Raw genomic sequence first — 12,243 nt, forward strand, 5'->3', positions numbered from 1 at the left:
AGAAACGTATCTTCACAAAAGAGTAAACCGGTTGTGCCGGTCCCTGTCCAGCATGTGTAGCATGCGTTGGCCGGGCTGTATCTGACCGTCGGATGAAGAAAAAATTATATGCAGGGGGGCGTCCGGCCGGATAAAGTGTCTGTGATGACTTTACCTGAACGCATTGCCCATGTGGATGACTGGCTGCTCGACCGGCTGTTCCAGCCTGTGGCGGATCGCCTTCCCGGGCGCCTGACGGCGCTGCAGCTTGGCCTGAGCTGTCAGCTCGGTGCGCTGATGCTGGACGGGCTCTCCCTCGTGCTGCCGATGCTGCTGTTCGGGGCCAGCCTGGCCAACATGATCGACAGCGCGCTGATCTGGTGCATCAGTCTGGCGTTCTTCCTCGGCATGAAACGTTCGGCGCCGCTCGTTCGTCCCGGGATGCTCAATCCGCTGCGACCGCTGCTGCGGGCCATGCGCCTGCTGTCTCTGGCGTTTCTGGTCTACCAGCTGTTCCGGGGCATGGGAGCGCCGGGCTTCATCTGGCTTCTGACCCAGATGACCACGATTTCCCAGCTTCTGTTCACGGTGGGTCTCTATCTCGTGGCGTGCCAGCCGCGGCCGCCGTATCAGCGCATGTCCACCCGCAGCGGCCCGATCATCGAGGGTGTCTGGAGAGCCGGGGGCCGGATCAACTCCTGACGCCCGGTTTTCCCGCCACGCTCCTCCCACGCCCATCAAGGAAAAAGCGCGTGACTTCCCGACTGAGAATTCTGCACTGCCTCTCGACCCGGGAATTCGCGGGGACGGAGCGTCATCTTGCGGAACTCTCCGCCATTCAGGCACAGAGTCATGACGTTACGCTCCTGCTGGACCGCAATACGGTCGATCCGCTGACGGGCGGGGACATCAGCGGGTTTCTCTGTCCCGAAGTGAAGGTCGTGCGGGCCGGGAGGGCGGGCTATCTTCCCGCACTGGCCTCCGAACTGCGCAGCGGCCGTCATGATATCGTCCATACCCATCTTGGCCGTGCCTCCGCCCGCGTGAGCTGGCTGCGCCGGGCCGGGCTGGCGGGGTCGGTTCCGGTGGTGGCCACGCTGCACACCTCCTATCGCGGCCGCAGTTATGGTGCGCATGACGGGCTGGTCTGCATCGCGTCCTGGCAGCAGGAGGCCCTGCCGGAAAAACAGCGTGACGCTTCCGCGCTGATCCCCAACTGGACGGTTCCTCCAGCATCAACCTGCGAAGCGCGCGCGGCTCTGCGGGAGCGGATGCGGCGGGAGTGGAGGATTCCGGACGGGGGCGTCGTGATAGGCGCTGCGGGACGGATGGTTGAGGAAAAGAATTTCGGGCTTCTGATCCAGGCCTGGAAGCAGGCGGAGCTGAAGCCCGGGACCCGTCTCGTTATGATGGGCGACGGGCCGGAGCGCGATGCGCTGCAACAGGCGGCACAGGGGCGGCCGGACATCATCTTCACCGGATATCGCACGGACATGCCCGATCTTCTGGCGGCGTTCGATGCGTTTATCGTGCCCTCACGTCATGAGCCGTTCGGGCTGGTGCTGCTGGAGGCCATGGAAGCCGGCCTGCCGGTCTGCGCTACGGCGGCTGGTGGCGTGAAGGATATTCTGGCCGATGCGCCGGACTGCCTGGTGGCGCCGGACAGTCTGGAGGCTTTGACGGAAGGGCTGCGGCGTCTGGAAAGTGCCGCGCCGCGCCAGTGGGACATGTCGCGCTACAGGATCGGGGCGGCGGCCAGCAGGGTCGAAGCGTTTTACCGCCGGTACTGCTGAGGGCTTACAGCTCGTAGTAGCGGCGGGAGACGTAGCTGGAGAGGCCTTCGTCCGGCATGATGTGCCAGCCATTGGTGATCGCGGGGATGAACTCGCACAGGAACACCAGCACCGACAGGAAAAAGAGCAGCATGCCGTGCCCCACGATCTGGATGCGGCGCCAGAAATAGAGCGGGGGCAGGAGGATCCACAGGATCGTACCAGGACGGAAGCCCGCTGCCAGCAGGCTGCGGCGGTCCATGATCAGCGCGCAGTAGAAAATCCCGACACTGACGACCATGGTGCCGATATTGCTCGCGAACTCCGGAATGAGGCCGAATCCTTCCAGGATTCCGATCGCCATGCTGCCGAAGAACGGGCCGATCAGGCTGAGCCACAGCCAGCGGTTGGAGATCAGGCTTGCGGGAAGAGCCGGGGGAACGCCTTCGGGCTGGGGCGGCCAGAACACGCAGCTTCCAGCCGGATGCCATTCACCGCCGAAGCTTTCGGTCCAGCACAGGGTGGAATGTCCGATGATCCCTTCCGTGACGAGGGCTTTCATCCCGTCGGCGGACACCGGCCCCTTGCGGGTGCCATGTTCTTCGTAAAACCAGCTCACAGTTTGTCCTTTTTCCGGCGGCGCATCGTCGTTCCGGCTCCTGCTGGTTCCTGAACGGCTCAGTCTCTCACGACTTTTGGGGTATTTGGCAAGACCTATCCCGTCCGGATTGTGGGATGTGGCCCTGTCGCCACGTATGAAAAAGGCCGCAGGTCCGGGGGGACTGCGGCCTTTGTCGTGATGTGCGGGCTGGATCAGCTCGTATGCTGCTGCAGCTCGCGGCGCACATCGGCCGGGCGCATCGGCATGTGACGCAGGCGGATACCTACGGCATTGAAGATCGCGTTGCCGATGGCGGGAGCGACGACCGTGACACCCGGCTCACCAAGACCAGTGGGCTTTTCGGTGTTCTGGATGAACTCAATGTCGATGTCCGGTACATCAGGGATGCGCAGCGGCGTGTAGGTGTTGAGGTTGCGGTCCTTGATCGTGCCGTTGACGATCTCGGTGCCCTCGAACAGCGCCATGCTGAAGCCCCACAGTGCCGCACCTTCGGTCTGGGCGAGTGCGCCACCCGGATCGACGATGGTACCGGCATCGAGGACGAGCCAGAGCTTCTGGCAGGTTACGACGCCCGTCTTGCGGTCGACATGGATCTGCGCCGCAGCGGCCGTCCAGGTCGGCATGCCGCGTTCCTGACCGAAGCTGGTGGCGATGCCGATACCGGTATCGGCCGGGAGCTGCTTGTTGGCGTAACCGATCTTGTCGGCCAGACGCTGGAGCACGGCGGCCTGACGCTTGGCACCACCCACGGAGTTCGGAGCCTGACCGGCGTTACGGCCCTGCGCCGTGAACATGGACAGACGGAACGCCAGCGGGTCCTGCTTGGTGGAATGGGCCAGTTCGTCGAGGAAGCATTCCAGCGCCCAGGGCGTCCAGCCGGCACTGACCGAGCGCAGCCAGCCGGGACGGAAGGTTGCGTTGGCCAGATCGTTGCTGATGGCGCGGACGCGGGTCGGGCCGGTTTCGTACCAGTGATCCGCGCCGGCGATGGCGAACGGATCGTACTTCTTGCCGTCTTCGCCGGTGGCGAGGAAGGCCGGAGCCATGACCTGCGTCGGCCAGCCGGCAACCGCGACATAGTCCATGCCCACGATCTTCTTGCGGTCGTTGTCGAGTGCAACCTTGATCGTCTGGATGGACGGCGAGCGGATGGAGTCCAGCTCCATGTCATCGGAGCGGGTCAGGATCAGCTTGACCGGTGCGCCGCCAATGGCCTTGGAGGCAAGGGCCGCCGGGATGCAGTAATCGCCGTTCAGACGACGTCCGAAGCCACCGCCGAGCATGTAGGTGCGCATGACGACCTGCTCTTCAGGGACCTGGAGCGACTTGGCGAGCTGCGGCAGGATCAGGGACTGCCACTGGTTGCCGGTGTGGATTTCCCACATGCCGTCAATGTGGCGGGCTACGGCGTTCACCGGCTCGAGCTGGTAATGCGCGACCGAGGCACAGGTATAGCTGCGCTCGAAGACCTGACCGGGATGGATGGTCAGGGCTTCGTCCACGCCCTTGTCATTGAAGACGCGGGTGCCGTTCTTCGGGTCGGCGGCCAGCTTGCGACCGTGCTCGATGATATCCGCTTCGGAGACGTTGATCGTCGGGCCGGGATTCCACTGAACCTTCAGGGCGTCGGCGGCGCGGATTGCAGCGGGATAGGTCTTGGCGAGGGCCACGACCCAGCCCGGAACGATGCCGGAGGGATCGTCCAGAACCACATAGCGCAGATAGCCCGGGATCTTCTTCGCAGCACTGTCGTCCACGGAGATGACCTTGGCGGCGTAGCGGGTCGGCGGCATTTTCGGGCGGCCATAGACCATGCCGTCGAGCTTGACGTCGATGCCGTAGATGGCCTTGCCGGTCGTCTTGTCCGGAATGTCGAGGGCCGGGACCTGCTTGCTGATGAGGCGGCGGTTGCCCGTCGGCTTGAGCGGCAGTTTGGCCATCTCTTCCGGCGTGAAGGTCCGGGTCGGCTTGGCGCGGGCGACGATGTCACCGAAGGAAATGCTTTTGCTGCCAGCGGAGACGACGCTTTCATGCGCGGTGCAGCGGTCCGGCGTGGTACCGAGGAGCTTCGCGCCTTCCTCGATCATCACGCTACGCGCGGCGGCACCGGCCTGACGGAACGTGTCCCAGGTGTCCCAGACGGACCAGGACCCGCCGGTGACGTACTTGCCGGCCCATTTCGGGGCGGTGTCGACCTGCGTGATCTTGATCTTGTCCCAGTCGGCGTCCATTTCGTCCGCGATGATGCGGGCGAGGGCGGTGCCGACATGCTGGCCCATTTCGGCGCGGACGATGTTGACGTTGATCGACCCGTCAGGAGCGATGGCGCACCAGATATTGGGCTCGAACGCGGCTTCCGGCGGCATGGCAGACGGAAGTGTCGTGGCAGCACCGGCCTTGCGGGCGAAACCGAACATCAGCCCGGCGCCGGCCGCCGTCATCAGGAAGTTGCGGCGGGAGAGGCGCGTGGCGTCGCTCTTTTTCGCAATCTGTTCGATTTTAGCCATTGTTGGCGCCTTCCTGCTGCCTTGAGGCAGCTTCCTTGATGGCCTTGCGGATGCGGATATAGGTCATGCAGCGGCAGAGGCTGCCGCCCATTACGCCGTCAATCTGGTCGTCCGTCGGGTTCGGATAGTCCTTCAGGAGGCTTGCGGCCTGCATGATCTGGCCGGACTGGCAGTAGCCGCACTGCGGCACCTGCTGGTCACGCCAGGCGACCTGCACGACGTGGTTTCCTGCCGGGTCGAGGCCTTCGATCGTGGTGATCGAAGCGCCTTCGACGGCGGAGAGCGGCGTGATGCAGGAGCGCGTGGCGCGGCCGCCCACATGGACGGTGCAGGCACCGCATTCGCCGATGCCGCAGCCGAACTTGGTGCCGGTCAGGTTCAGGTCGTCACGGATGACCCACAGCAGGGGGGTGTCTGCCGGGGCGTCGACCGTAACGGGCTGTCCGTTGAGTTCAAATTTCGTGGTCATGTCCTGTTTTCCCAGTCCTGCCCGGATCAGTGCGAAGCGTTGACGGGCGGAGCTTCGAGCGTGGCGCGCGCGCTCGCGGCCTTCTTCTCCAGATCCGTCCAGGGGGGCAGCGTGGTGCGTGTGCGACGCAGATACGCGGCGATGCGGGCCATGTCATGATCGGACAGGCCGGAATAGAAGCTCGGCATCGAGATGTGGTCCTGACCTTCCTCCGCGGTGATGCCGTGCAGCATGACCTGATAGAGGTTGTTCGGCTCATCCAGCCACAGCGCGTTGTTCAGAGCCAGTTCCGGGCGTCCCAGAACGGGGTTCGGGCCGGAATTGTAATGGCAGGCGCCACAGGCTCCCTGATACAGGCGTGCGTCTTCGTCGAGCGGCTGCGGACCCGTCAGGTCACGGCCGGACATCTGCATGGCGCGGGTAATCGCGGCCTGATCGCCAGAACTGCGCTGGGCGGCCTTGTCCACGTCCGCATAATAATGTGCGATCGCATGCACGTCTTCCTCGGGGATCTTGGAGAGGAAGCGGTGCGGGACAGGCGACATCGGGCCTGCGGCGGAACCGTGCAGCGGGGCTACGCCGAAGCGCAGATACTGGAACAGCTCGTCTTCGGTCCAGACGACGGGCGTCGGGTTGTGGTCGTTCAGCGGCGGGGCGATCCAGCCGTCGATGACCGCACCGTCATAGACGCTGCTCATCTTCTCGGCGCCGAGAAGGTTACGCGGCGTATGGCAGGCGCCACAGTGTTCGTTGCCCTCGGCGAGATAGGCGCCGCGGTTCCACTGTGCGTCATGCTTCGGGTCGTTCTGGTAGCGGCCCGGGGTGAAGAACAGCAGTTTCCAGAAGCCCTGTCCGATCAGACGGATGTTGATCGGGAAGGGGACCGTGTTGTCACGTGGCTTCAGATGCACGGCAGGGCGCGTCATCAGATAGGCGTACAGGTCCGAGACGTCCTGATCGCTGACCTTCGTGAAATGGTCGAACGGGAAGGCCGGATAGAGCTGGGAGCCGTCGCGGGCGATGCCCTTGTTCATGGCGCGCTTGAACGCGGCCAGCGACCAGTTGCCGATTCCCCATTCTTCATCAGGCGTGATGTTGGACGAGAAGATGTCACCGAAGGGTGTGGCCATCTTGAAGTCGCCGGCCAGTTCGGGGCCGGGTTTGCCATCCACGCGGGTATGACACTCCGCACAGTAGCCGCCATTCGCCACGATTTCGCCACGGCTGATGGCGTCTGCGGAGAATGACGATGCGGCTGGCCGCGGGATCGGGGCAATGGCGGGGTACCAAGCATAGGCAAGAAAGCCGATGCCTCCCACTGCGCCAAGGCCAATGACGGCGGCAGCTATCCGTTTGAGCATGCTTAAACTGTCCCGGCAGGTTTGAAATCATTTGCCACAAAAGGTGGCAGTTCCGTGCAACCTAGTGCACGGAGCCGTGAAAGGGAAGGTTGCGTTATCTCAAAACCGGGTGTTTCGGGAAATAAATGCGGCCTTTGTCAGGAAAATAACACAGATTTCGCGATGTTTCAGCGTTAATCCGGGATATTCTTGGTCCTGATTGCAGTATTCCATGAGGTGGACTCTGCGCGGATAGGGGAGGGATATTGACGGATCGCCGTGAGGATCTGTTACATTGTTTTCGCGGCAAGTATGTCTCCCGATGAATATTTTGACACCGGGTGTCAAAAACTTCCTATGCTTCTGACGGACTTCCAGAGGCCGTTCCGAGGGCGGTTCGGGCTCCGGTTTCTCCCCTGACTTCTGCCCTGGTCTATCCCCCGGTGGGGTTCTGGTGATGCGGGAAGGCTTGGCTTATGATTTCCCGGCGGCAGATTGGCCGTTCTGCCGAGAGGAAGCGTTATTTCCGCCCGTCCTGCCCTGATCCGGTCTCTCGCTTTGGCCTGTGTCATCCTGAGCGTGGTGTGCGCGCTCTGTCTGGGGCGGTATCCGCTGTCGCCACTGCGCGTGATGGGGGTGTTCGGGTCTCTGCTGCATCTGTCTTCCGCGAGTGATCCCGTGGCGCAGGTTGTCGTCATGCAGGCGCGATTGCCGCGCATTCTGGCGGCGCTGCTGGTCGGGAGTGCGCTGTCCTGCGGGGGCGCGACCTATCAGGCGGTGTTCCGCAATCCGCTGGTCTCGCCCGATCTGCTTGGGGTTCTGAGTGGGGCGGCGTTTGGGGCGGCGCTGAGTATCGTCAGCGGCGGATCGGCGGTCGTGGTGCAGATGGGCGCGTTCGGCGGCGGTCTGCTGGCGGTCGGAACCGGCCTCCTCATCAGCAGGACGCTGCCGGGCGGGGGCATCCTGACGCTGCTGCTGGGCGGCCTGATCGGGAACGCGATTTTCACGGCATTACTGTCTTTGGTGAAATATCTTGCCGATCCAATGGACCAGCTCCCGGCCATCGTGAACTGGCTTCTGGGCAGTCTGGCACCGAGCGGATGGCAGGAACTGGCCTGGATGTCGGGGCCGCTCATTGTTCTGACGGTGGCGCTGGTTCTGTGCGCGCCTGTGCTCGACGTGCTGTCGCTCGGGGACGACGAGGCGCGCAGTCTGGGCGTGTCGGTGCGGGTCATGCGTCCGGCGCTGATCGTTCTGGCAACGCTGGCCTGTGCCATGACGATCTCGATGGCGGGGATCATTGGCTGGATCGGGCTGCTGGTGCCGCATGTCGCGCGGCTTCTGGCCGGGGCGGAACATCGGAGCATGATGCCGGTGACGGCGCTTCTGGGGGCGGCCGGGCTGGTGCTGGCCGATACCTGCGCGCGCAGTCTGACGACGGGAGAGGTTCCGCTGGGGATCGTCACGCAGCTTTTCGGGGCGCTGGCCTTCGTGCTGGTGCTGCGGCGTTTGCGGAGTGGGGTGGCATGACGCTGCTGTCGTGCCGGAACCTGGGATTTCGTCAGCCGCGGGGGACTGTTCCCGTGCTGGAGGGCATTGATCTCTCGCTGGAGAAGGGCGAGCTGGTCGGGCTTCTGGGGCTGAACGGGGCGGGCAAGAGTACGCTGCTGCGGCTGCTGATGGGGTTTCTGACGCCTTCGGTCGGGGATGTTTTTCTGGAAGGGCGCTCTCTGCGGGAGTGGTCGGCCTCCGCCATTGCGCGGCATCTGGCCTATGTGCCGCAAAGTCATGTCGCGACCTTTCCCTATACGGTGCGGCGGATGGTGGAACTGGGGCGTGTGCCTTATTCCGGGCTCACGGGGCGGCTGTCTTGGGAAGACCGGCTGGCCGTTGATGCCGCGCTGGAGCGGATGGGGCTGTCGGGATTTGCGGATCGTCCGGTGACGGAGCTTTCCGGCGGGGAGCGTCAGCGGGTCGTGCTGGCGCGGGCCATTGCGCAGGACGCGCAGGGCCTGCTGCTGGATGAGCCGATGACCGGGCTGGATTACGGGTATCAGCTGCGTCTGATGGCGCTGCTGGCGGATCTTGCGCGGGAAGGCCGGCTTGTTATGCTCACCTCGCACCGGCCGGAAGAACTGTATGTCCGCGCAAGCCGGGTTCTGGTCCTCGATCACGGCCGGATTGACGCGGACGGGCCGCCACAGGATGTTGTGACGGCGCAACGGATGTCAGCGCTTTACGGTGTGCCTCTGACCCAGACGGACCATGCCGGAAACCGCTTTTTCCATCATGGAAGGGACGAGAAATGACACTCTCACAACTCTTGAAGCGGTTTTCGGCCCTCACACTCCCGGCGGCCCTGCTGGGCGGGGCACTGGCCATATCCCTGCCGGCGCCTGTGGCGCATGCCGCCCCGCCCGAGCGGATCGTTGAAGGCTGGTACGCGCATAATGCGACGCTCATCATGCTGGGCGCGCAGGACCGGATCGTGGGTACCGTGGCGCGTCCGGCGATGCTGCCCTGGATGTTCCGCCTGGTGCCGGAACTGGCAAAGGCGGAGACGCTGGATCCGGGCAATCTGAACGCGGAAGAACTGCTGGCGCTGCATCCCGATCTGGTGTTCGTCACCAACTCGGGCCATTCCGCCGAAGCCCTGACACGCGCGGGGCTGAATGTGGCGCCCGAAGGGTTCGACCGGTTCGATGCCATGCTCGACTGCGTGGACGGGACCGCGACCCTGCTTCAGACGCCGATGGCCGCCAAGCGGGCGCAGGCCTACCGTTCGGTGTTCCTTCAGGTCGTCTCGCAGGCCCCGACCAACCCGCAGGGGCCGCGTGTGCTGCATGTGGAGTCTCTCAAGCCACTGCGGGTGGATGGCGATGACAGCATCATCGACCAGTGGATCCGCAGTGCGGGCGGGCAGAATGCGGCGCAGGGGATCCACGGCAACAAGCAGCCTGTTTCCATCGAGCAGGTCCTCTCCTGGAACCCGGATATTCTGATCGTCGCTGCCAATGCGGGTGATCCGGCAGCCCTGAAAAAGGACCCCGTCTGGTCGAAGATCAAGGCCGTGCAATCGGGGCGGGTCTATCGCAATCCGACGGGTCTTTTCCCCTGGGACCGCTATGGGCCGGAGCTGATGCTTCAGGTGATCTGGGCCCGGCAGATCGTCCAGACCGGGCAGGTGGATGTCCCGGCGATGATCCGGTCGATCCGGTCTTTCTATCATGATTTCTATGGCATCGCGCTTTCGGCCGATGACGCGCAGCGGATGCTCGATGCGCTGCCGCCCGCTACCGATACGCACTGATCTTCCGATTTTCCAAGGAAAGCCCCGTATGACGCATACCGCCCCGCCTCGCGGCCTGAGTTCTCCCCGCAGGTTTGTCCGTGCGGCGTGGCTGCTTCTTGCGGGAAGCGTGCTGGCCGGGGGGCTGGGGAGTGTTGCGCGGGCGGAAGAGACCCTGCTGCCCGTGCCGCAGACCGTTTCGGTCTCCAATGGGGTGGCGTCGATCGGGGGCGGAATTCAGGTTGTGTGGGACACGCGGCCCTCGCCTCTGCTGTTGCGGGCGGTGGCGCGGTTTACGACACGTCTGACCGCGATCGCCGGGCCTGCGGGCCGGTGGGCGCCTTATGTGCTGCATATCTCGGCCGGGCAGGACCGGACCTATCTGAGTGTGGACGAAAAGGAGCGTTATGCGCTCACGACGTCCGCCACTGGCGCGCGGCTGGAGGCGGAGGGGCCGGCAGGGGTGATCCACGGTCTGGCGACGCTGCTTCAGCTTGTCCGGGTGACGCCGCAGGGGGCTCTGGTCGAGCGTGTGCATGTTGAAGACGCGCCCCGCTTTGCCTGGCGCGGTCTGCTGATGGATGTGTCGCGGCATTTCGACACGGTCGAGACCATCGAGCGGCAGCTCGATGCGATGGAGCTGGTCAAGCTTAACGTCCTGCACTGGCATCTGAGCGATGGAGCCGGCTTCCGGGTTGAAAGCCGGATGTTCCCAAAGCTTCAGACTGTGGCGTCGCACGGCCAGTATTACACGCAGGCGCAGATCCGCGAGGTCGTGGCCTATGCGGCGGATCGGGGCATCCGTGTCGTGCCGGAAATCGATGTGCCCGGTCATGCGCTGGCGATCCTTCAGGCCTATCCCGAGCTGGCGGCCCAGCCTCTGCCGGATGTGACCGCCAAGGGGCTGAACCTCAACAATGCCGCGCTGGACCCGACCAATCCGCAGACATTGCGTTTTGTGCGCGTGCTGTACGGGGAGATGGGCGGACTTTTCCCGGACCGGTATGTGCATACCGGGGGCGATGAGGTCGTCTCCTCCCAGTGGACGAAGAATCCGGCCATTGCGGCCTATATGAAGGCGCATGGCTTCGAGACGGCCGCTGCGCTTCAGGCGGCTTTTACGGGAGAGGTCGCGAAGATCATTTCCGCCCAGGGTCATGTCATGATGGGCTGGGACGAGGTCAGCGAGGCGCCAATCCCGAAGAATGTCGTCGTCGAGCCCTGGCGGGCGTCGAAATGGACCGGAACGGCGACGCAGGCCGGGCATCCGGTTGTGGTGTCGGCGGGGTATTATCTGGATCTGCTGCGGCCGTCTGCCGCCCATTATGCGGTCGATCCGTTTGATACAAAGGCCGAGGGGATCACGGCGGAGCAGCTGGCAAAATATCCGCCCAAACATCCTGAATTTTCGGTGCCGTTCGCGATGGACGAGCATGCTCCGCCGCTGGATGACGGGCAGAAGGCGCTGGTCATGGGGGCGGAAGGCACGCTCTGGGCGGAAATGGTGTCCGAGCCGATGCTGGATGGGCGGCTGTGGCCCCGGATGGCGGCTCTGGCCGAGCGGTTCTGGTCCGCGCAGGATGTACGCGACGTTCCCGATCTGGAACGGCGCCTGCCGCTTGTGATGGCGGAGCTTGAGACAACCGGATTGCAGGCGACGCAGCATCGGGAGGCCATGCGTGAGGCCATGGCGCCGGGACATTCGGAACCGCTGAAGATCCTGACCGAAGTGACGGTCCCGGTCCGCAACTACGCTCTCAACCATCTTGCTGCGCCCAGCGGGGATGCGATGCTGTCAGCGCCTGTTGCGGTGACGGACCCGGATGCGTTCGTAGCATTGCGGTTCAATGCGATGGCCGCGCGGTACGTCCGGGGCGAGCGCGCGTTTGCCGCCCCGCTGCGGCAGATGCTGCAGCGCTGGTCGGACAATGACGCGGCGTTTGTGACAAGCGCGAAGGGTGTTCCGGTGCTTGAGGCTGTCGTGCCGGTGTCGCATGCCGTCGCTCTGCTGTCGCGGGCGGGGCTCGGGGTTCTGGACGGACGGGATGGTTCAGCCTGGCGGATGGATGCGAACCGGCTGCTTCAGGAACAGCAGGCGGCCTTTGAAAACTCGGCCAGCATGCTGGCATCCGCACACAGCCCGCAGCCGCCAGGGGGATTGCTGATTGCAATCCTTCCTGGAATCCGGGCGCTCCTGACGGGTGGGGCAGAGCGCGCGGAGTAAGACATCGGCCTGTTGTTGTGCGGGGGGATGGATTTCCGGCG

The 12,243-nt window shown here is 64.2% G+C and carries 10 protein-coding genes; 6 read left to right on the forward strand and 4 right to left on the reverse strand.

Translation table 11 applies throughout. From position 1 onward, the window contains the following. Positions 1-144: 144 nt before the first annotated feature. Both GOX01_RS00375 and GOX01_RS00380 read left to right on the forward strand, forming a co-directional pair. Complete coding sequence (locus GOX01_RS00375; RefSeq protein WP_024716855.1) at positions 145-681, forward strand: hypothetical protein; 537 nt, start codon at positions 145-147, stop codon at positions 679-681. Between the two features lie 50 nt (positions 682-731). After that, positions 732-1,772: a glycosyltransferase gene (locus GOX01_RS00380; protein ID WP_011252166.1), complete on the forward strand. Its 1,041-nt coding sequence runs from the start codon at positions 732-734 to the stop codon at positions 1,770-1,772. Positions 1,773-1,776: 4 nt separating this feature from the next. On the opposite strand, the gene GOX01_RS00385 is transcribed toward GOX01_RS00380, so the two are convergent. The 4 genes from GOX01_RS00385 to GOX01_RS00400 form a co-directional block, all read right to left on the reverse strand. Beyond that, positions 1,777-2,370, reverse strand: a complete 594-nt coding sequence (locus GOX01_RS00385) for a DUF4339 domain-containing protein (protein ID WP_011252165.1) — start codon at positions 2,368-2,370, stop codon at positions 1,777-1,779. Between the two features lie 194 nt (positions 2,371-2,564). Then, positions 2,565-4,880 carry a xanthine dehydrogenase family protein molybdopterin-binding subunit gene (locus GOX01_RS00390; RefSeq protein WP_011252164.1) on the reverse strand — a complete coding sequence of 772 codons (2,316 nt, stop codon included), beginning with the start codon at positions 4,878-4,880 and terminating at the stop codon, positions 2,565-2,567. Next, complete coding sequence (locus GOX01_RS00395; RefSeq protein WP_011252163.1) at positions 4,873-5,349, reverse strand: (2Fe-2S)-binding protein; 477 nt, start codon at positions 5,347-5,349, stop codon at positions 4,873-4,875. Before GOX01_RS00395 ends, GOX01_RS00390 begins: the two co-directional genes overlap by 8 nt. A 26-nt stretch (positions 5,350-5,375) precedes the next feature. Further along, positions 5,376-6,710, reverse strand: a complete 1,335-nt coding sequence (locus tag GOX01_RS00400) for a cytochrome c (RefSeq protein WP_024716853.1) — start codon at positions 6,708-6,710, stop codon at positions 5,376-5,378. 474 nt (positions 6,711-7,184) lie between these two features. Here GOX01_RS00400 and GOX01_RS00405 point away from each other — a divergent pair, with 474 nt between their 5' ends. The 4 genes from GOX01_RS00405 to GOX01_RS00420 are packed head-to-tail and all read left to right on the forward strand — an operon-like array spanning position 7,185 to position 12,202. Further along, on the forward strand, positions 7,185-8,219 hold the full coding sequence (locus tag GOX01_RS00405; RefSeq protein WP_011252160.1) for a FecCD family ABC transporter permease: 1,035 nt from the start codon (positions 7,185-7,187) through the stop codon (positions 8,217-8,219). Beyond that, positions 8,216-8,998, forward strand: coding sequence for an ABC transporter ATP-binding protein (locus GOX01_RS00410; RefSeq protein ID WP_062269258.1), 783 nt, complete (start codon positions 8,216-8,218; stop codon positions 8,996-8,998). Before GOX01_RS00405 ends, GOX01_RS00410 begins: the two co-directional genes overlap by 4 nt. Further along, positions 8,995-9,999, forward strand: a complete 1,005-nt coding sequence (locus tag GOX01_RS00415) for an ABC transporter substrate-binding protein (RefSeq protein WP_062269260.1) — start codon at positions 8,995-8,997, stop codon at positions 9,997-9,999. The genes GOX01_RS00410 and GOX01_RS00415 overlap by 4 nt, the downstream gene beginning before the upstream one ends. A gap of 28 nt (positions 10,000-10,027) precedes the next feature. Next, positions 10,028-12,202 (forward strand): family 20 glycosylhydrolase, encoded by a 2,175-nt coding sequence (locus GOX01_RS00420; RefSeq protein WP_011252157.1) that lies wholly within the window; start codon positions 10,028-10,030, stop codon positions 12,200-12,202. Positions 12,203-12,243: the final 41 nt, after the last annotated feature.

Origin of the sequence: Gluconobacter oxydans (assembly GCF_006539685.1) — a bacterium.
Lineage (GTDB): Bacteria > Pseudomonadota > Alphaproteobacteria > Acetobacterales > Acetobacteraceae > Gluconobacter > Gluconobacter oxydans.

Bases quoted from the DNA above. Each gene is read 5' to 3' on its own strand.
- GOX01_RS00375 (WP_024716855.1), top strand. From the start codon at position 145: ATGACTTTACCTGAACGCATTGCCCATGTGGATGACTGGCTGCTCGAC.
- GOX01_RS00390 (WP_011252164.1), bottom strand. From the start codon at position 4,880: ATGGCTAAAATCGAACAGATTGCGAAAAAGAGCGACGCCACGCGCCTC.
- GOX01_RS00395 (WP_011252163.1), bottom strand. From the start codon at position 5,349: ATGACCACGAAATTTGAACTCAACGGACAGCCCGTTACGGTCGACGCC.
- GOX01_RS00400 (WP_024716853.1), bottom strand. From the start codon at position 6,710: ATGCTCAAACGGATAGCTGCCGCCGTCATTGGCCTTGGCGCAGTGGGA.
- GOX01_RS00410 (WP_062269258.1), top strand. From the start codon at position 8,216: ATGACGCTGCTGTCGTGCCGGAACCTGGGATTTCGTCAGCCGCGGGGG.
- GOX01_RS00415 (WP_062269260.1), top strand. From the start codon at position 8,995: ATGACACTCTCACAACTCTTGAAGCGGTTTTCGGCCCTCACACTCCCG.
- GOX01_RS00420 (WP_011252157.1), top strand. From the start codon at position 10,028: ATGACGCATACCGCCCCGCCTCGCGGCCTGAGTTCTCCCCGCAGGTTT.